The 18,221-nt window shown below is 59.4% G+C and carries 18 protein-coding genes and 1 pseudogene; 12 read left to right on the top strand and 7 right to left on the bottom strand.

The genetic code is table 11. The features are described 5' to 3' along the window. Positions 1-145 precede the first annotated feature (145 nt). Positions 146-2,083, bottom strand: coding sequence for a bifunctional 5-dehydro-2-deoxygluconokinase/5-dehydro-2-deoxyphosphogluconate aldolase (locus HKK52_RS06910; RefSeq protein WP_169370156.1), 1,938 nt, complete (start codon positions 2,081-2,083; stop codon positions 146-148). 311 nt (positions 2,084-2,394) lie between these two features. On the opposite strand from HKK52_RS06910, the gene HKK52_RS06915 reads away from it, so the two are divergent. From HKK52_RS06915 to HKK52_RS06925, 3 genes are read left to right on the top strand one after another with little or no spacing between them, the layout of a single operon-like run. Beyond that, positions 2,395-3,315: a MurR/RpiR family transcriptional regulator gene (locus HKK52_RS06915; RefSeq protein ID WP_169370157.1), complete on the top strand. Its 921-nt coding sequence runs from the start codon at positions 2,395-2,397 to the stop codon at positions 3,313-3,315. A 27-nt stretch (positions 3,316-3,342) separates the two neighbouring features. Next, on the top strand, positions 3,343-3,954 hold the full coding sequence (locus tag HKK52_RS06920; RefSeq protein ID WP_169370158.1) for a glutathione S-transferase: 612 nt from the start codon (positions 3,343-3,345) through the stop codon (positions 3,952-3,954). Positions 3,955-3,979: 25 nt separating this feature from the next. After that, the gene (locus HKK52_RS06925) at positions 3,980-5,083 is read left to right on the top strand and encodes a DNA alkylation repair protein (protein ID WP_169370159.1); all 1,104 of its coding nucleotides are present in this window, start codon (positions 3,980-3,982) and stop codon (positions 5,081-5,083) included. Between the two features lie 104 nt (positions 5,084-5,187). Here HKK52_RS06925 and HKK52_RS06930 read toward each other — a convergent pair whose 3' ends face one another. Beyond that, positions 5,188-5,556 carry a DUF6124 family protein gene (locus HKK52_RS06930; RefSeq protein WP_169370160.1) on the bottom strand — a complete coding sequence of 123 codons (369 nt, stop codon included), beginning with the start codon at positions 5,554-5,556 and terminating at the stop codon, positions 5,188-5,190. 413 nt (positions 5,557-5,969) lie between these two features. Then, a pseudogene (locus tag HKK52_RS32845) lies at positions 5,970-6,041 on the bottom strand (cytochrome B); the annotation flags it as partial. 187 nt (positions 6,042-6,228) lie between these two features. Here HKK52_RS32845 and HKK52_RS06940 point away from each other — a divergent pair. The 9 genes from HKK52_RS06940 (at position 6,229) to HKK52_RS06980 (ending at position 14,362) form a co-directional block, all read left to right on the top strand. Next, positions 6,229-6,906, top strand: coding sequence for a thermostable hemolysin (locus HKK52_RS06940; RefSeq protein ID WP_169370161.1), 678 nt, complete (start codon positions 6,229-6,231; stop codon positions 6,904-6,906). Then, positions 6,896-8,377, top strand: a complete 1,482-nt coding sequence (locus HKK52_RS06945; RefSeq protein WP_169370162.1) for an AMP-binding protein — start codon at positions 6,896-6,898, stop codon at positions 8,375-8,377. The genes HKK52_RS06940 and HKK52_RS06945 overlap by 11 nt, the downstream gene beginning before the upstream one ends. Next, the gene (locus tag HKK52_RS06950) at positions 8,374-9,048 is read left to right on the top strand and encodes a TenA family transcriptional regulator (RefSeq protein WP_169370163.1); all 675 of its coding nucleotides are present in this window, start codon (positions 8,374-8,376) and stop codon (positions 9,046-9,048) included. The genes HKK52_RS06945 and HKK52_RS06950 overlap by 4 nt, the downstream gene beginning before the upstream one ends. After that, positions 9,035-9,844 carry an SDR family oxidoreductase gene (locus tag HKK52_RS06955; protein ID WP_169370164.1) on the top strand — a complete coding sequence of 270 codons (810 nt, stop codon included), beginning with the start codon at positions 9,035-9,037 and terminating at the stop codon, positions 9,842-9,844. Before HKK52_RS06950 ends, HKK52_RS06955 begins: the two co-directional genes overlap by 14 nt. Then, positions 9,841-10,485, top strand: a complete 645-nt coding sequence (locus tag HKK52_RS06960; RefSeq protein ID WP_169370165.1) for a tetratricopeptide repeat protein — start codon at positions 9,841-9,843, stop codon at positions 10,483-10,485. The genes HKK52_RS06955 and HKK52_RS06960 overlap by 4 nt, the downstream gene beginning before the upstream one ends. Before the next feature lie 11 nt (positions 10,486-10,496). Beyond that, the gene (locus HKK52_RS06965) at positions 10,497-11,159 is read left to right on the top strand and encodes a response regulator (RefSeq protein WP_169370166.1); all 663 of its coding nucleotides are present in this window, start codon (positions 10,497-10,499) and stop codon (positions 11,157-11,159) included. Then, positions 11,156-12,574 carry an ATP-binding protein gene (locus HKK52_RS06970; RefSeq protein ID WP_169370167.1) on the top strand — a complete coding sequence of 473 codons (1,419 nt, stop codon included), beginning with the start codon at positions 11,156-11,158 and terminating at the stop codon, positions 12,572-12,574. Before HKK52_RS06965 ends, HKK52_RS06970 begins: the two co-directional genes overlap by 4 nt. 62 nt (positions 12,575-12,636) lie before the next feature. After that, positions 12,637-13,599 carry a LysR family transcriptional regulator gene (locus tag HKK52_RS06975; protein WP_169370168.1) on the top strand — a complete coding sequence of 321 codons (963 nt, stop codon included), beginning with the start codon at positions 12,637-12,639 and terminating at the stop codon, positions 13,597-13,599. 118 nt (positions 13,600-13,717) lie between these two features. Then, the gene (locus HKK52_RS06980) at positions 13,718-14,362 is read left to right on the top strand and encodes an HD domain-containing protein (protein ID WP_169370169.1); all 645 of its coding nucleotides are present in this window, start codon (positions 13,718-13,720) and stop codon (positions 14,360-14,362) included. A gap of 82 nt (positions 14,363-14,444) precedes the next feature. Here HKK52_RS06980 and HKK52_RS06985 read toward each other — a convergent pair whose 3' ends face one another. The 4 genes from HKK52_RS06985 to HKK52_RS07000 form a co-directional block, all read right to left on the bottom strand. Then, on the bottom strand, positions 14,445-14,660 hold the full coding sequence (locus HKK52_RS06985) for a DUF4287 domain-containing protein (RefSeq protein WP_169370170.1): 216 nt from the start codon (positions 14,658-14,660) through the stop codon (positions 14,445-14,447). Between the two features lie 166 nt (positions 14,661-14,826). Beyond that, complete coding sequence (locus HKK52_RS06990; protein ID WP_237150719.1) at positions 14,827-15,810, bottom strand: halovibrin HvnC; 984 nt, start codon at positions 15,808-15,810, stop codon at positions 14,827-14,829. Further along, the gene (locus tag HKK52_RS06995) at positions 15,807-16,727 is read right to left on the bottom strand and encodes a halovibrin HvnC (RefSeq protein ID WP_169370171.1); all 921 of its coding nucleotides are present in this window, start codon (positions 16,725-16,727) and stop codon (positions 15,807-15,809) included. Before HKK52_RS06995 ends, HKK52_RS06990 begins: the two co-directional genes overlap by 4 nt. Before the next feature lie 87 nt (positions 16,728-16,814). Next, the gene (locus HKK52_RS07000; protein WP_169370172.1) at positions 16,815-18,182 is read right to left on the bottom strand and encodes a hypothetical protein; all 1,368 of its coding nucleotides are present in this window, start codon (positions 18,180-18,182) and stop codon (positions 16,815-16,817) included. Between the last annotated feature and the right edge of the window lie 39 nt (positions 18,183-18,221).

The raw sequence follows: 18,221 nt of genomic DNA on the forward strand, positions 1-18,221 counted from the left end.
CTTGCTCCCGCTCGGCTGCGAAGCAGCCGTAAACCTGTGGATGCGGTTTACCTGAAACACTGGGTTGTTTGAGTTGGGACTGCTTCGCAGTCCAGCGGGAGCAAGCTCCCTCGCCACAAAAAGCACGACCACTCAGGCAATTTATTCAGTTGCGGGCGCTACGCCAGGCATCAATCAACTCGACAAACGTGCCCTGCACCTGGCGGATCAACGTTTCATCGTCGATTTCACCGGCCATCCACGCCCGGCTCGGCTCCTGGAAAATCGTCCGGCCCACGGCAAACCCGCGACAGGTCTGGCTCTGTCTGGCTTGCTGAAAGCCCTCGGCCAAGGCAGCCGCCGGGGCATTCAGGCCGAGCAACACGACCCCACGGCAGTACGGATCACGTTCCTGAATCAACTCATCCAGCTGTTTCCATTCCTCGGCGCTTTGCGCTTCGATCTTCCACCACGCCGGGTAAACACCCAGGTTGTAGAGGCGTTTCAGCGCGCGATACAACACGTCCGGGTGCGCCGACGGGTGATCCTTGGGCGGGATGATTTCCAGCAGCAGTTCATGCCCGCTGACCTGGGACGCCTGATACAAACCCTTGATCTGCGCTTCCTGTTCCAAGCGCAACAGCGGCTCGTCGTCCGGATGAAATTGCACCAGGCACTTGATGATTTGCTCTTGTGGCCAGGCAATCAGGTTGCTGCCAATCGAGCGCCCGTGTTCAAAGGCCAAGGGCCGCGAACCTTGCACTTCCACCGGCCGCGCCACCCACCAACCACGCCCGGTGGCGGCATTCAGCGAGTCCTGGCCGAAGCGTTGATCGGCCAGCAAGCCGACATCAGCCTCGATGCCCTGCTCGCGCAAATCGGCTTCAACCCGTTCCACAGCCTTTATAAAGAGTTGCTTGAGTTCGCAGATCGCGTTGAGGTCGCGTCCGCCCTTGTGCGCCAGTTCCACCAGTTGCCCGCGGTGGTCGAACGCGAAGATGAACAGTTGCTTCCACTGTTTGCGCGGCACGCTGACCTGATGCAAACGTTGCAGCGTGGCGTCCTGATCCGGCCGGGTGATCGGTACCGGGCTGTTGAATAAATAGTCGAGTTCGGCGCGGGTCGGCATCGCCGGGGCGCAGGCGTGGCGCGACACCACCAACCCACCGCAGGCATTGGCCAACTGGCAGCAGCGCTCGTCGCTGGCGTCTTCCAGCCAACCGGCGAGGAACCCGGACATGAAGGCATCGCCTGCGCCCAAGACGTTGAGTACTTCGACCCGCACGCCCGGGTAGATCGCACCGTCTTCGAGACGCACCGGAATCACCCCGTGAATCACCGTGCAACCTTGCGGCCCAAGCTTGACCACCAACGTCGCGTCACTCAGGCGCCGCACATTGCGCAAAGCGGTGAGCAAATCCTCGGAGCCGCCGGCAATCAAAAACTCTTCTTCAGTGCCGACGATCAAGTCAAAACGCGGGAGGATTTTCTGCACGTGCTGGCTGACATTCTGATCGGCGACGAATCGGGTTTCACCGTCGGCCTTACCCGCCAGGCCCCACAGTACGGGGCGATAGTCGATGTCCAGAATGCGTTTGACGTTGTGCTTCTCGGCATAGTCCAGGGCCTGGATGCTCGCCTTGTAGACGCCGTCAGTGGAGAAGTGGGTGCCGGTGATCAGCAAGGCTTTGCTGGAGGCAATAAAGGCTTCGCTGATGTCTTCGGCCCGCAGCGCCATGTCGGCGCAGTTCTCGCGGTAGAAGACTAGCGGAAAGGTTTCGCGATCCTTGAGGCCCAGCAGGACCATGGCCGTCAGGCGTTCCGGATCGACCTTGATACCGCTGACATCGCACCCTTCGCGAGCCAGGGATTCGAGCAGGAAACGGCCCATGTGGTCGTCCCCTACCCGGCTCAGCATCGCCGACTTGAGGCCCAGCCTGGCGGTGCCGAACGCGATGTTGGCGGACGACCCACCGAGGTACTTGGCGAAGCTTGAAACATCTTCCAACCGCGCCCCGACTTGCTGCGCATAAAGGTCGACGCCAAGGCGCCCCAGGCAAATCAGATCCAATTGACGCCCACTGGCAAAACGAGTCTGGCCCATGCTGGCTCCTGTTATTTTTATCAGCCTGCGTTCGGGACGATGGACGTGCCGAACACTCTTGGTGGATGCAGACTAAAACGACCGGGACCGAACAATCAATATTTATTCTATATATTTTTTACGTGGAATATTTTTTCCAATAAACTCCGGTACGAGCGTTCCAGAGCACAGTGCATCGTTTCAGCAGCATGTATGCCGACGGCAAGCTCAAGATTTTATTCCGGCCTACCCTGTAGACTGCGCACAGCCAACCTATTGTCAGGGGATGACCGATTCGTCATTCCTATAAGAACAAGCCAGAAGGATCCTTTATGTCCCGCACCGATCAGCCGGCCACGACCGAGAGCACGCCCGAGAGCGATCTTGAGAGCCCACCGATCAATGCCGAGCGTTTGCTGCAGCTGATCACCAACGAATACGAAAGCCTGCCGCGCCAGCTCAAACGCATCGCCACCTACATGAGCCAGCAGAGCGACCGGATCATGGTCGACCGCATCAGCGACATTGCCCGTGAGTGCGAAGTGCACCCGTCGGCCATCGTGCGGTTCTCCCAGCGCTTTGGTTTCAGCGGTTTCAGCGAGATGCAGGCGTTGTTCCGCGAGGCGTACACGCACAAGACCACGCCGGTGCAGAACTACCAGCAGCGCATCCGCAGCATGATCGCCAACAAGTCGCAGAAGGCCAGCGGCGGCGATCTGGCGCGTGAGTGCATCGACGCCACGCTGTCGGGCATCGAACGCTTGGGCATGGAACTCGACGATGTCGCCTTCGACAAAGCCGTCGATCTGGTGGTGAATGCCGACAACATCTACGTGGTCGGCGTGCGTCGTTCGTTCGCCGTGGCCGACTATCTGGTCTACAACCTGCAACACACCAACAAGCGCATTCACCTGGTGTCCGGGCTCGGCGGCAGCTACCGCGAGCAGATGCGCAGCGTGCGCGCCAATGATTTGGTGATCGCCATCAGCTTCACGCCCTACGGCAAGGAGACCCAGCACTGCCTGCGCATCGCCCAGCATCATCAGGCGAAAACGTTGATCATCACTGACAGCAACCTCTCACCCTTGGCCAAACGGGCGAGCACGGTGTTGTTGGTCAATGAAGGCAGTTCGTTTGCGTTTCGGTCGTTGAGTGCGACGTTGTGTTTGTGCCAGGCGTTGTTTATTGCGGTGGCGTATCGGTTGGAATTGAAGGTGGATGAGATTCACGAACAGGTGGGGTTTGAGGACTGACATCAAAGCGTTTACAGGAGAACGTTGATGAAACTGATCGGCATGCTGGATTCGCCCTATGTGCGTCGGGCGGCTATTTCCGCCCGGTTGTTGGGCATCGACCTGGAACATGAATCGGTGTCGGTGTTCCGCCACTTCGAGCAATTCCAGCAGATCAACCCGGTGGTCAAGGCGCCGACGCTGGTGCTGGATGATGGCGAAGTGTTGATGGATTCGACGCTGATCATCGACTATCTCGAAGCCCTTGCCGGCCCGTCGAAAAGCTTGATGTCGAGCGATCTGAAGCAACGCTTGCGTTCGTTGCGGGTGATTGGTCTGGCATTGGCGGCGTGCGAGAAGTCGGTGCAGCTTTACTACGAGCGGAATCTGCGACCGGCGGATATTCAGTATCAGCCGTGGGTTGAGCGGGTTGAAGGGCAACTCGCGGCGGCCTATTCGGCGCTGGAGCGGGAGCTAGCGAAGCAGCCGCTGTTGAATGATTCCGAGATTGCCCAGGACGGCATTACCGTCGCGGTCGCCTGGAGCTTCACCAATCTGGTAGTCCCGGATCAGGTCGATGCCGCACGCTTCCCGCACATCGCTCATTTCACCGCGCAGGCGGAAAAGCTTGAGGCGTTCATCGCTACCCCGATAACCTGAGCCGCCCTTCTTCACGGATTCGCCCATGACTGCCGCTGAACAATCCGCCCCGGCGCTGAAGGAAATCTTCAACGCCGAGCGCCTCAAGCACATCGCGACCGAAATGACGGCGGTTTACCCGGCGTTCAACGCCAAGGCCTTCCTGAAGATGGCCAATGAAGGCCTCGCTGAACTGTCGATCATGCAGCGCATGGCACGGGTCAGTGAGTGTCTGCATGCGGTGTTGCCGCTGGATTACGCAGAATCCCTCGACGTGTTGCGCGCCCTCGCCCCTCGGCTGAACAGCGGATTTGTCAGCATCTCGTTGCCGAATTACGTCGCTATGTATGGCGCTCATGACTTTGAACAGTCGATGGAAGCGCTCAAGTTTTTCACCTCGTTCGGATCTTCCGAATTCGCGATCCGGCATTTTCTGCGCGGCGATCTTGAGCGCTCGCTGGCGTTGATGCAGGTGTGGTCGCTGGATGAAAACGAACACGTTCGGCGTCTGGCGAGTGAAGGCAGTCGGCCGCGCTTGCCGTGGTCGTTTCGCCTGGAACCGATTCAGGCGGATCCGACGTTGGCGGCGGCGATTCTCGATAATCTCAAGGCTGATGAAAGCCTTTACGTGCGCAAGTCCGTGGCCAATCACCTGAATGACATCACCAAGGATCATCCCGATTGGGTGCTGGATTTGATTGAGGGCTGGTCGCTGGAGAACAAGCACACGGCGTGGATTGCCAAGCATGCATTGCGCAGTTTGATCAAACAGGGGAATCAGCGGGCATTGGCGGTGATTGGGGCGGGTGGGAAGCCTGAGGTTGAGATCATTGATGTGAAAGTGGAACCGAAGGTTATTCGGCTTGGGGAGAAAATCACGCTCTCTTTTACTGTGAAATCCACAGTGCCGGACAGTCAGCGGCTGGTGATCGACTATGCGATTGATTACGTCAAAGCCAACGGCAGCACTTCCGCGAAGGTGTTCAAGCTCAAAGCACTGACCCTGACCGGCCATGCCAGCGAACACGTGAGCCGTGGGCAGCAAATCAAGGAACTAACCACACGCCGGCATTACGCGGGCGAACATGCCGTGCACATCATGGTCAACGGCGAACGGCTGGCCAGTACCTCATTTGAAATCCTCCCCTGAAATACGATCCCCGTAGGAGCGAGGCTTGCTCGCGATGAACGATAACGCGGTGTGTCAGACCTGACGCCATCGCGAGCAAGCTTCGCTCCTACAGGGCCCGGTGATTAGCCGGGCTTGTGGTTATCCAGTACGCGATTGACCGCCAGCTCACCCATCAGCAGCGTCCGGTGCAGCACCAGCATCGTGTGGCGTCGCGGGCCGTCCGTCAGCTCAACGAGATCGTTGACCATCTTGCGGGCCGATGACAACGATTCGTAGACCTCAACCAGCAACGTTTCGTCATCCACCGCTGCGTCGATGGTGAAAAAGGTGCCGGATTTGCAGGGCGGTATCTGCGTTTTCGTCGCCCCGGGGTTGAGGTAGTAGTTGAGTGCGCGGTCTGCCGACGCTTTCAGCTTTTGGGGATCAAGATCAAAAGAAGCGTCGTAGGGTACTGGATCAGTATCTGGGGGGTTGGGCGTTACTTTGAACATAGATGAAGCTCCGGTTTCGAAAATTAAGGAGCCATCACCCTCGCTACCAAACGAAGGGTGGCGGCCATACGTGGGTTGGTAGACCGGTCGAAACGGGAAACCCGGCGCTCACAAGGAGCCCCACGCATGCCCACCATATAAAGCTGAGTCCCCAAAAAGAGACTGCATAAGGTGTCGCCATGCGACGGTTTCGAGGCGGGCTACCAAACCCGATCACTGTTTTTCAGTGACCGGGAAACGATATAGCCCGCCCCAAAGCCGCACAAGCCGGCGGATTCTGGCGTACGCGTAGGCAACGGCGCAAGGCGTTGTAGCCGCTTATGACGTAACACCGAGTGTCGTTAAACGCACCATTAAACGCCCGCCTTCGCAGGAGCGAGCGGCGCGGTGATCCGACTGGCCCACGAAAAACACAACGCCAGCATCAGCCAATGCAGGGTGATCGACAGTTTTCCATAGCGATGAGCAGTTGAATCGCGGGTCATAACGGGCCTCATGAATTCACAGTGGCTGGCGACTCATTCGCGCAGCCTGGTTCGACCGACGCCACCCTGCCCGCCCCGCCTTAAGGCAATCTGAAGGTGCCTGGGCAACCTCCTTGCGCCACCTTCAGACTCCGTTAAGAAATGCCTCTGATACTCCTCCCAAACTTATCCCGGGAGGCGCCATTCAATGCCTGACTTCGACTGGAACATCCCCTTGCCGCTGCACTTCGGCCAAGCCGAAACCCCGCCGATGAGTCTGGCCAGAGCATTGCCGGATGGGCCTCAGCGCGCTGTTTTCGAGGCCTATATCCAGCAACGTTTTCGCAAGGCCCACGGGGCCGATATCCGCCATTTCATGCCGGAGCTGTTCGGCATGAGCAACGCGGACGGGGAGCTCTGCGCCGTGGCCGGTGTACGTCGGGCAGATGAAGAGCCGCTGTTTCTGGAGCGCTACCTGGACGAATCCATCGATCCGCTGATCAGTGCCGCCGCCGACCGCCCGGTGGATCGCGCCGGCATCGTCGAGGTGGGCAACCTGGCCGCCAGCGACACCGGCAGCGCGCGCCTGAGCATCATCGCCATCACCTACCTGCTGGCCATGGGCGGCCTGGAATGGGTGGCGTTCACCGGCAATATCGGCCTGGTGAACAGCTTCCATCGCCTCGGTTTGAAACCGGTCACCCTCTGCGCCGCCGATCCCGAGCGGCTGGGCGATGACCGGCACAACTGGGGCAGTTATTACGAAAGCAAGCCTTGGGTCCACGTCGGCAACATCCGCGCCGGGTTCATTCATTTGCGCAACATCGGGATGTTCAATCGCCTGGGGTTGCCGTCGTCCCTGGAGGAATCCAGTCATGTCGCCTGAAGTCGAGCGCTTCAAACAGACCTTGCGCAGTCATGCCGAACGCAAGGGACACGCCATCGCCTTGTGGGGTGATCAACTGAAAGTGGACTACGCCACGCTCTACGCTGAAGTGATCTATCGCCAGCAGCGTCTGCGTGACCAACACGTCAAGGTTGTCGCACTGGCGCTGGACAATGGCACCGAAGCGATGCTCTGGGACCTCGCCGCGCTGTTCGAAGGCTTGACCTGCCTGACGCTGCCGCCGTTTTTCAGCCCCGCGCAACGCAAGCATTGCCTGGAGCAAAGCCAGGCCGAACGGGTGATTGCCGGGCCGGATCTGGAAGTCGAACTGCAAGCCGCCGGGTATGAAAAAAGCGGAGAGTTCTGGCGTCGCACCTTCAATGGCCCAAACCCGATGCACGAAGGCACCGCCAAGCTGACCTTTACTTCAGGCACCACCGGCACGCCCAAGGGTGTTTGCCTGAGCGCCGAAAGCATATTGCGGGTTGCGCGCGAATTGGATCAGGCCAGTAAACCGACCGATCCGCAGCATCACCTGGCGCTGCTGCCCCTGGCGATCCTGCTGGAAAACATCGGCTGTTACGCCGCGTTGTATGCCGGTGCAACGTTGAGCGTGCCGAGTCAAAAAACCCTGGGCATCCAGGGCGCCAGCGGCGTCGACCTGCCGAAGCTGCTCGGTTGCCTGGCCAGCCGTGCGCCCGAGAGTCTGATCCTGGTGCCGCAATTGCTGTTGCTACTGGTCAGCGCCGCCGAGCAAAAAGCCTTCAGCCCACATTCGCTACGCTTCGCGGCGGTCGGCGGTGCACGGGTGTCCGAGGAACTGTTGCACCGCGCGCAACGTGCAGGCTTGCCGATCTACGAAGGCTACGGGCTGTCGGAATGCGCGTCGGTGGTGTGCCTGAACCGGCCCGGCGCACGCCGCCCCGGCAGCGTTGGCCGGCCCCTGCCCCACGTGGAGATTCGCCTGGCGGAAGACGGTGAAGTGCTGATCAAGGACTCGACCCTGCTTGGCTATCTGGGCGAGGCGCCACACGGTGATGAATGGTGGCCCAGCGGCGATCTCGGCGAGTTCGACCCCGAGGGTTTTCTCTACCTCAAGGGTCGCAAGAAGCATCAGTTCGTCACCAGTTTCGGGCGCAACGTCAATCCCGAATGGGTCGAGGCCGAACTGACTCAGCGTCGGCACATCGCCCAGGCTTTCGTCTACGGCGAAGCGATGCCGCGCAACCACGCCTTGCTCTGGCCCCATCGCCCGGACTGCACCGACGCCGACCTGGCCGCTGCCGTGGCCGAAGCCAACGAGGCCTTGCCCGATTACGCCCAGGTCCATCACTGGACGCGCCTGGATCAACCCTTCTCACCCGCCAACGGCTTGCTCACCGCCAATGGCCGACCGCGCCGGGACGCCATCGTTGAGCGTTACCGAGCGCCACTCACTGAATCTGTTTTCGCGCAGGAATCCGCATCATGACCTTTTTTGACACGCTGCAAGAAGCCACCCAGCAGGAACGCCACGCGCTGTTCAACCTGCCGATCATTCGCGACGCCCTCGAAGGCAACGTCAGCCTGGACAGCTACCGCGCCTTCCTCGCGCAAGCCTATTACCACGTACGCCACACCGTGCCGTTGATGATGGCGTGTGGCGCTCGTCTACCGTCGCGCCTGGAATGGTTGCGCAAAGCCGTCTGCGAATACATCGAGGACGAATACGGCCACGAACAGTGGGTGCTCGATGACATCGAGGCCTGCGGCGGTGACAAGGAAGCCGTGCGCGACGGGCGTCCGTCGTTGCCGATTGAGCTGATGGTCAGTTTCCTCTACGACCTGATTGCCCGGGACAACCCGGTGGGATTGTTCGGCATGGTCAACGTGCTGGAAGGCACCAGCATCGCCCTGGCCACCCACGCGGCGGGCAGCATTCGTGAGCGCCTGGTGTTGCCGGAAAGCGCCTTCAGCTACCTCAGTTCTCATGGCTCGTTGGATGTGGAGCACATGCAAACCTATCGCCGACTGATGAACACCCTCGACGACCCGGCCGACCAGGCGGCCGTCATTCACGCCTCGAAAGTCGTCTACAGGCTTTACGCCGACATGTTCCGCGGCCTGCCGCGCGACGGGGAGAACCTGCATGCGCCTGTCTGAGGCTCGCGTGGTGTTGACCGGCGCCAGCGGCGGCATTGGTCTGGCGATCGCCAGCGCCCTGTGCGCCAGTGGGGCGCGGGTATTGGCCGTGGCCCGCCACAGTGAGGTGTTGGAGCCGTTACTTGCGCGCTATCCGCAGCAGCTGGGCTGGGTCGCGGCCGACCTGACGTTTCTCGCCGATCGCCGCAAGGTCCTGGCCGCCGCCGAGGCCATCGGCGGCGTCAACTTGCTGATCAATGCGGCCGGGGTCAATCACTTCGCCATGCTGGAACAGCTCGACGACAGTGAGATCAACGCCATGCTGGCGGTGAATATCAGCGCACCGATCTGCCTGACCAAACTGCTGCTGCCGCTGCTCAAGCAAGCCGACAGCGCCATGGTGGTGAACGTCGGTTCGACTTATGGCTCCATCGGTTATGCCGGTTACGCCAGTTATTGCGCGACCAAGTTTGCCCTGCGCGGCTTTTCCGAAGCGCTGCGCCGGGAGCTGGCGGACACCCGGGTCGGCGTGCTCTATGTCGCGCCACGCGCTACGCGTACGACGATGAACAGCGCGGCTGCGCAGGCCTTGAATGATGCGCTGAAAGCCAATGTCGACGACCCGCAAACCGTCGCATCGGCGGTCATGCACGCGATTGCCGGTGACCGCCGCGATTTGTACCTGGGCTGGCCGGAGCGCTTTTTCGTGCGCCTCAACAGCCTGCTGCCGCACCTGGTGGACAAGGGACTGCGCAAGCAATTGCCGCTGATCCGCCGCCTCAGTCACAAGCCTGATAACGAGAACTTCAAGCCATGAAAAAAATGATCGCTTGCCTGCTGCTGGGTACATTGAGCCAGAGCGTTTGGGCGCTGGACGCCGCCGACCAGCAACGCTTGACCGGGATCCAGCAAAATTGGGGGCACATTCAGTACGAAGTCGCCGCCGAGCAACGCACCGCTGCTTTCGAGCAGCTCGCGGCCCAAACATCGGCGTTCACCCAGCAACGGCCGGCGGTGGCCGAAGCCTGGATCTGGTCCGGGATTGTCACCAGCAGTTGGGCCGGCGCCCAGGGCGGTCTCGGCGCCTTGAGCAAGGCAAAAGCGGCGAAGGCCGACCTGGAGAAAGCCCTGACCCTGGACCCCAAGGCCTTGCAAGGCTCGGCCTACACCAGCCTCGCCGCGCTGTATGACCGCGTGCCTGGCTGGCCCATCGGCTTCGGCGACTCGGACAAGGCCGAACAGTTGCTCAAGCAGGCCTTGCAACTGAACCCGAACGGCATCGATAGTCTGTACTTCTGGGGCGATCACCTCTACCGTCAAAAACGTTACAGCGAAGCCAAAGACGCCCTGCAAAAAGCCCTGCAAGCCGCCCCGCGCCCCGGCCGGGAAGTCGCTGACGCGGGACGGCGCAAAGAGATCGAAACATTGCTGGTGGACGTGAACAAGAAACTCGACTGACAGGAGTCCGTGTGCGCTTATTACTGATCGAGGATGACGTGGCCCTTGGCGAAGGTATCCATCAGGCGTTGGGGCGTGAGGGCTACACCGTCGACTGGTTGCAGGACGGCAGCAGCGCCTTGCATGCGCTGCTCAGCGAAACCTTTGATTTGGCGGTGCTCGACCTCGGCCTGCCGCGCATGGACGGTTTGGAGGTGTTGCGCCGCCTGCGCGACAGCGGCTCCAACCTGCCGGTGCTGATCCTCACGGCCCGGGATGCCACCGAAGACCGGATCGCCGGGCTCGATGCCGGGGCCGATGACTATCTGATCAAGCCCTTCGACCTGGCCGAGTTGAAGGCCCGTTTGCGCGCCCTGTTGCGGCGCAGCGCCGGCCGCGCCCAAGTGTTGATCGAACACGCCGGCATCAGCCTGAACCCCGGCACCCAGCAAGTCAGCTATCAGGGCGAACCGGTGGCCCTGACGCCCAAGGAATATCAACTCCTTCATGAATTGCTCTCGCCACCGGGCCGGGTCATGACCCGCGATCACTTGATGCAGTTGCTCTACGGCTGGAACGAGGAAGCGGAAAGCAACACCCTGGAAGTGCATATCCATCATCTGCGCAAAAAGTTCTCCAGCGAGCTGATCCGCACGATTCGCGGCGTCGGCTACCTGGTGGAGGAGCGTCGATGACGTCGATCCGGCGCCGCACCTTGACGCTGATCATCGGCCTGTTACTGGCCGGGCTGGCGATCATCAGCGTGTTCAACTTGCATGACAGCAACCACGAAATCGCCGAAGTCTACGACGCCCAACTGGCGCAGAACGCCCGACTGCTGCAGGGCGTGATGCGCATGCCGCTGGCCAGCAAGGAACACGCCGAGCTGTATCAGGCGTTCAATCAAGCCCTGAGCGAAGCGGTGCCACGAGTCGACGGTCATCCCTATGAGAGCAAGATTGCCTTTCAGGTGTGGAACCCCAAGGGCGAAGTTCTGGTGCACACCGCGAGCGCGCCCACCTTCAGTACCCCACCGACCACACCAGGGTTCAGCGATGTGGTGGACCTGAACAACCGCCATTGGCGCGCGTTCATGCTCGAAGACAAACAGAACAACTTGCGCATCTGGGTGGGCGAACGCGATGACGTGCGTTCCGACCTGGTGGACCGGATCGTGCGCCATACCTTATGGCCCAATATTCTGGGCAGCCTGATTCTGGCGGCCATGGTCTGGCTGGCGATTGGCTGGGGGCTCAAGCCGCTGGCGAATATGGCGGCGACCTTGCGGGCGCGGCACAGCGGTTCCCTGGAGCCCTTGCAATTGGCGCCCCTGCCCAGCGAGCTGGAACCGATGCAAGCGGCGCTCAACCGCATGCTCGCGCAGATTCAGGAAGTGCTGGGCCGCGAACGCCGCTTTATCGCCGACGCCGCCCACGAAATGCGCACGCCCCTGGCGGTGTTGCGGGTGCATGCGCAAAACCTGCTGGAGGCCGGCACCGAGCAGGAGCGCCGCGAGTCTCTGGAGTTCCTGATTTCGGGAGTGGACCGCACCACTCGGCTGGTCAATCAACTGCTGACCATGGCTCGCCTCGAACCCAAAGCCGTGGCGCCGGTGCTGCATCGCATCGACCTGGCCGAAACCGTACGCGACAGCCTGGTTCAGCTGACGCCGTGGCTGCTGAGCAAGAATCTGGAGCTGGCGTTTGATGTCAGCGACCGCCCCTTCAACATCGTCGCTGACGCCGCCGCGATCGACATAGCGCTGAACAATCTGATCAGCAACGCAGCGAACTTTTCCCCCGAACAGGGCGTGATTACCGTGCAGTTAAGTCAGGTGGACGGGTTCTATTGCCTGAGTGTCGAGGACCAGGGACCGGGCATCGACGAAGCGGATCGCGGGCGCTTGTTCGAACGCTTTTACAGTCGCGGCAATGCGCAAGGGGCTGGGCTGGGGCTGACGATCGTCAACACCATTGCGACGCGCCTGGGAGGGCGGATCACACTGGTGAATCGGCCGGAAGGCGGGTTGCGCGCGACGCTGTCGATTCCCGACGGCCAGCCACATGACCCGTTGCAGCGAACCACCCGGGAACCGCCACCCGCAGGTTGAAGCGCTGATGAATGCATGGCGTGCATGTCATGATGCTGCTTTCAGCCTCGTGGTGACGCGCAATGAAAAATCTGGATCTGAATCTGCTGCGGGTGTTCGACGCCGTCATCCGCGAAAAGAATGTGCTGCGCGCCGGCGAAGCCATCAGTCTCAGCCCTTCAGCCGTCAGCCATGCGCTTTCGCGACTGCGGGCATTGCTCAAGGACGAGTTGTTTGTGCGTACAGTCGCGGGGATGGAGCCGACCGTCCGGGCGCTGGAGATGGCGCCATTGGTGCGCGATGCACTGGTCACCATCGAGCGTGCACTGGGGCCTCATCAATTCGATCCTGGCGTCACTGACCGCCAATTCTGTATCGCCGCGACCGACTATATGACGGCGGTGGTACTGCCACATTTTCTGCGGACCCTGTCCATCGACGCACCCCATGCCAGCGTTACCGTCCTGCCTGCCAGCAGGATCGACCTGAGCATGCAGATCGATGTCGGGCGCGTGGACATCGCCCTGGGTTCTTTTTCCAGCATTCCTCATCGGCTGCGCGAACAAGTGCTATTCGAGGAGCGGGACATGCTGGTGGTCGCCCCGAATCACTCGCTCGCCGGCACCGACATTGGACTGGAAGCCCTTTCCCGCCTGCCGTTGCTGACCGTATCGACTGGCGGTTCGGAGGAGGGTTTGCTGTCCGAGCGCGGGTTGACGCGGCGCACTGAAATGTTTGATCGCGCGGCGTTGAAGTCCGCGTTCAACTCGATTGGCAAGGCGCCAGACTTCAAGCTCGTCCAACCGCATTTTCTGGCCATTCCCAGCCTGTTGAACGGCACAGAGATGGCCGCGATTGTGCCGGCCGCACTGGCGAAGGTTTTCCAGCAATCAGGAACAGCGTGCGCCTCGGAGCTGCCCTGGCACTCTCCTCCACGCGCCATGCAGATGGTCTGGCATGAGCGGCATGCTCATGATTCCGGGCACGAATGGCTGCGTAACAGGCTGGCTGACTCGGCACAGCATGTGGCGGATAGGCAGGCCTGATTTGTTATCAAAATGCAGCGCATGCATTTTCATCTTATGAAAATTGCACTTCATCACCACACAGACGCCCCGTAGGGTATTCAACGTCTAATACCTCAAATGATTGGGATAAAGAATCATGGCAGTTAACGATCTTTTCGGCGTCAGCATTCCCGACAGCTCATTAGCCCGCGAGGTGACTCAGCTCATTCGCGACACCGAAAGTGAATTGCTGTTTGCCCACTCCACGCGTGTCTACTTTTGGGCCGCCCTGATCGGCAAACGGAAAGAACTGATAGTTGACCCCGAACTGCTCTACGCGGCCTCCATGTTCCATGACATCGGCCTGACTTGCGCCTACCACAACAGCCAACTTCGCTTTGAGGTGGATGGTGCAAATGCCGCGCGTGATTTTCTGCGCGCTCGGGGGATTGGCGAGGGGGATTTAGAGAGGGTTTGGAATGCCATCGCGCTGCACACGACACCGGGCATTCCAGAGCACATGCATCCAGAGATTGCGTTGTTGCAGGCTGGTGCGGGCATGGACGTCGCGGGCCGTGGGTTTGAGCAATTCACCGAAAAACAGCGTGAAGCGGTGATCACCGAATATCCCCGCGAGCCCGATTTCGCGCACAAGATGATCGACGAGTTTTACCTCGGGATGAAACACAGGCCTGCCAGTACATTCGGGACCTTCAACGATGACTTCCTGGCGTTCAAGGATCCGGGGTTTCAGCGCACCAATCTGTGCAGCATCATGCTTTGCTCGAATTGGGAGCATTGATTTGTGTTGTAGGAGCGAGGCTTGCCCGCGAAGACGTCGGCACATCCGGCATCCATCTAACGGCATGCCGCTTACATAGAGTTCACGATTTAGCGCCCGCCAAATAATGCGCCACCAACGCATTCGCATGGCCATGCCCCATTCCATGCTCAGCCTTCAGCCACGCCACCAATTCCATATGCTTCTTGTCGCTCACGGTTCCGAGCAGACTCAGCCAGTGGTCGATGGGTTGGCCATACTTTTTTTCAATCGAGGGGAAATACGACGCCGGGCCTTTTGTTTTTGAATCATCGGTCATGGTGCAAACTCCTTTTTTGCTTAACTTCTCTATTTGTTCCCTGAAATGCAATCCCCGCAGGAGCGAGCGGTGCGGCGTTTCGGCTTACTCGCGAAAAACGATAACGCGGGTAACCAGACTTGATGCCTTCGCGAGCAGGCTTCGCGCCTACGGGGATGTGACTCTTCTATCGGTGAATCTGGTCTGCATCGATGTATTCAAACCGGGCTTTTTCATTGGCCGTGGTTGGCAGCGTCACTCTTATGATTGGCACCACGATTCGCGGATTGGTCCAGTTGTACAAGTCGCGTTGATTCCACCGAGCATCTGTCAGCCCAACGGGTGGGCTACCGGCGATGTAGAAAAATGCCATGATCGGCAGCACGTTTTGCTGGCCCTGTGCCCAGGTCGCTATGATCAAGTCGTTCTGCTCGGTAAACCCCCGGTTTCCCAGCAGGATTTTTGCGCGCAAGGACTCAATAAAACCTTGTGCACCCTGGACGTTCATCGCGTCGCGAGTATCGAAACCGCATTGATACAAACTGGGGCTCACACCTGGCGTGTTCCAGTGCTGTAGCCATCTTTCGCCCGTGGTAATGCCAATCGTATTGCAGGCCCTGCTCTGTGTTGGATAGTTACTGCTGGGGCCGCAACCGGGTGCCTGGCGATACCAGCCCCAAGCATCAACGGGAAACGCGCAGAGATAATGCAAATGGAGTTTCCCTGCAGGCTGTTCTAGAAAGGGGTACAGGATGTAACCGTTGCTGTTTTCCTTTGGATTGCTCCAGGCCATTTTGCTGAAATTGGAATCCGCCCTGAGGTAGGACACATGGACACCTCCGGTTCTGACGGACGTGGGACTGGGGTCCCAAACGTGATAGTTGTTGTCCTGACGGGTGACTCTTAGCGTCACGCCGGAGCACAAGAACGCCGGTGCAGACGTCACGCCGCAATACGCCTTTTTATCGTTGTAGAGGGCCTGGAGCCTCGCCGCAACGGCGGATCCCGTGCTGGTCGTCAAGCCGCCGACCAGCACATTGTCAGGTGGTGAGGACGTCTGGCTGCACCCAACCACTACACTGAACCCGAGTACCGCCAGCAGCTTGTTTGCTTGGATACGCCACCGGGTCCACCGGGAGATCGCCCTGCTCTCCTTCCGATGCGGGTTCATGGAGCCAGCACCTGATCGGCCGCGACATATGAAAAGTTCGCGGTCCCCGTCGACGAGGCAGGCAAGGTCAGACGAATAATCGGCACGGTGATGTGCGGGTTGGTGGAGTTGTAGAAATCCTGTTGATTGTATCGGGCATCGGCCAGTGCGGTATTAGGCCCCCCCTGCACGTAAAAGAACGCCATCAACGGCAGTGTGTTAGGCCGACCGGCGGTCCAGGTTTTGACCACAATCTCGTTTTGCTCACGGAACCCCACAGTGCCTAGCAGCCCCTTGGCCCGCACAAATTGGTAGAACGCGGGGCCAGCCAGGGCATTTCTTTCATCCCGGATATCGAAACTGCACTGGTGGCGGTTCTTGTCCGATGCCCAACCGTTCCACTTGGCTAGCCATTGTTCGGCGGTGGTAACCCCCGCGTTGTGACAGGCCCCGCTGTCAGGGTATGGGGCGTAGATGCCACACGGCGAGGTCCGGTACCAATTCCAGCCATCCATGGGGTACGCACACAAATACTCCACGTCAATTTTGTCGTTCGGCGCTTCGAAGATCGGATAAAAGATCAACCCGTTGGTATTACCCCAGGCCAATTGCCCAAAATTGGAATCAGCACGCAAGTAGGAGAATGAAACACCACCGCTGGCCACCGACGTCGGGCTGGGGTCCCAGACTTTATATTTATTGGCCGGGTCTTTGACGGTGACACGCAAGGTCACGCCAGAACACAGAAATGCCGGTTGCGAGTTCGAATTATTGCAATTGGGAAATCGACGACCATACAACGTGTTCAGTTGAGCCGCTATTTCCGGGCCGGATAATGTCTGACTCAATGACGTGATCGGAGCAGTTGTGTCAATAACAGGTTGCTGGGCGCAACCGGCCATTAATGCCACTAATAACAGTGCAATTATTTTGCGCATGACAAGTCCTTGCCTGAACACGACGTTCGAAGACCCGCCGTATTCAAGTTTTATTAGAAGGGCGTAAGTTGATTTTTAGATGCCGCGTTACAGGCGCACTCTCAAACACCAGGAAAACTGGATAAGTTCATTCGTACCGGTTTTTCTCAGCGTGTAATTGAAGATAACGTCCCTGCTCATGTTTTCCGTCAGCCAGTTTGACGGGATGGCGACATCCATGTAATTGGGCCGATTGATATAGATTTCGTCGGAATCCCTGATAACAACACCGTATAACCGGAGCCGCACTCTGTATTCGCCAACCAATGTTGGGTAATACACCCGGGCATTGTTCCTGCTGCCATTAAGTGTTGGTTCGGGAAGGTGAAGAGGTTGACCGGTGACGCTGATCTCCAGCGATCTGGAGGGCAAGTCCTCACTCGTGCCCGGCAGCCTGACGGTGTAGTAGAACGTCATGCGCGCCCCAATGGAGTCAACCACTTCCAGTCGCGGAACCCTGAAGGTCAAAGTTTGCCCGGTGACTTGAACGGTCTGGATGCCCGAACCGTAGGTATTGGCGCGGCCAATGGCGTACACCTTCACGGTTTGCCCGGGCGCGGAACCGGTGTAATTGACCGTCACAGTAGCGAAATCCGCTTCGTAGAAATCTTTCTGGAAGTTCAAACGTGCACCACTGGCTTCCTTCGCTTCTAGTACGACCGGCGGGCGCAAGTCCAGGTCCACGCGACCGACGTGAATATCGATGAAAACGGAAGAGGAACGCGCTTGATTGCCCAGCTGATCCGTGGCGGTGAAAAAGAACTCGGCTCTCGGGTTGTCGCCGGCCCGACGGAAAAAATCGGTTTTCAGCGTTATCAACAGGGGGGAGGTTTGCCGCTCCGGTACGTCGACATTGGCGCTATTGCCGGTGAGCACGACCTTGTCATAAAGATGCACTGGGGTGAAATGGCATTCGCACACAACTCCTTGCGCAGCGCGTGCGGCATTGACGCCATCCCTCACCACATCGGCGGGCAAGACCAGGCGCAAACCCGAGGGCCCCGGGCGATAGAACAGCACATCCATCGGGAGCGATTCGTCATGGTTACCACTGATGCGCTGAACCTTGTACTGAATTTGGTTGACCCCATCGCGCAGTGTGCCTACGGGCACGTAGAGAGAAATTCGTTGAATCTCCTCCCCTGGAAGGATGGTTTTGCTGTCCACGGCCAGAGCACTGCCATTGACGTGGAGGCTGACCGTATCAAAAGTCGCCAACACCGCGAATACGCTATCCGGCCATGGGTCGATGACGCATAGCATGCCCAGGGTGGGGCTCGGCGGTTCAGCGACGCGAATCGGGACCCCCAAGAAAGCCAGGCCCGGGGGCTGAATCGGGGATACCGAGCCGGGAATGGTGAGAAAGTCCAGTGCGAGAAGGCCCGGTGCGTTCGTTGGGTTGGATGGCTGACTCATGGTGTGCTCCTGTCGATGTGATAACCCGCGACCATGGGG

The sequence above is a fragment of the Pseudomonas sp. ADAK2 genome, assembly GCF_012935755.1.
In the GTDB taxonomy this organism is placed as follows: Bacteria; Pseudomonadota; Gammaproteobacteria; order Pseudomonadales; family Pseudomonadaceae; genus Aquipseudomonas.

Excerpts from the sequence above, each read along its gene's own strand:
- HKK52_RS06930 (WP_169370160.1), bottom strand. The coding sequence starts at position 5,556 with ATGTTCAAAGTAACGCCCAACCCCCCAGATACTGATCCAGTACCCTAC.
- HKK52_RS06970 (WP_169370167.1), top strand. The coding sequence starts at position 11,156 with ATGACGTCGATCCGGCGCCGCACCTTGACGCTGATCATCGGCCTGTTA.
- HKK52_RS06925 (WP_169370159.1), top strand. The coding sequence starts at position 3,980 with ATGACTGCCGCTGAACAATCCGCCCCGGCGCTGAAGGAAATCTTCAAC.
- HKK52_RS06960 (WP_169370165.1), top strand. The coding sequence starts at position 9,841 with ATGAAAAAAATGATCGCTTGCCTGCTGCTGGGTACATTGAGCCAGAGC.
- HKK52_RS07000 (WP_169370172.1), bottom strand. The coding sequence starts at position 18,182 with ATGAGTCAGCCATCCAACCCAACGAACGCACCGGGCCTTCTCGCACTG.
- HKK52_RS06950 (WP_169370163.1), top strand. The coding sequence starts at position 8,374 with ATGACCTTTTTTGACACGCTGCAAGAAGCCACCCAGCAGGAACGCCAC.
- HKK52_RS06940 (WP_169370161.1), top strand. The coding sequence starts at position 6,229 with ATGCCTGACTTCGACTGGAACATCCCCTTGCCGCTGCACTTCGGCCAA.
- HKK52_RS06985 (WP_169370170.1), bottom strand. The coding sequence starts at position 14,660 with ATGACCGATGATTCAAAAACAAAAGGCCCGGCGTCGTATTTCCCCTCG.
- HKK52_RS06980 (WP_169370169.1), top strand. The coding sequence starts at position 13,718 with ATGGCAGTTAACGATCTTTTCGGCGTCAGCATTCCCGACAGCTCATTA.
- HKK52_RS06920 (WP_169370158.1), top strand. The coding sequence starts at position 3,343 with ATGAAACTGATCGGCATGCTGGATTCGCCCTATGTGCGTCGGGCGGCT.
- HKK52_RS06975 (WP_169370168.1), top strand. The coding sequence starts at position 12,637 with ATGAAAAATCTGGATCTGAATCTGCTGCGGGTGTTCGACGCCGTCATC.
- HKK52_RS06915 (WP_169370157.1), top strand. The coding sequence starts at position 2,395 with ATGTCCCGCACCGATCAGCCGGCCACGACCGAGAGCACGCCCGAGAGC.
- HKK52_RS06955 (WP_169370164.1), top strand. The coding sequence starts at position 9,035 with ATGCGCCTGTCTGAGGCTCGCGTGGTGTTGACCGGCGCCAGCGGCGGC.
- HKK52_RS06910 (WP_169370156.1), bottom strand. The coding sequence starts at position 2,083 with ATGGGCCAGACTCGTTTTGCCAGTGGGCGTCAATTGGATCTGATTTGC.
- HKK52_RS06995 (WP_169370171.1), bottom strand. The coding sequence starts at position 16,727 with ATGCGCAAAATAATTGCACTGTTATTAGTGGCATTAATGGCCGGTTGC.
- HKK52_RS06990 (WP_237150719.1), bottom strand. The coding sequence starts at position 15,810 with ATGAACCCGCATCGGAAGGAGAGCAGGGCGATCTCCCGGTGGACCCGG.
- HKK52_RS06945 (WP_169370162.1), top strand. The coding sequence starts at position 6,896 with ATGTCGCCTGAAGTCGAGCGCTTCAAACAGACCTTGCGCAGTCATGCC.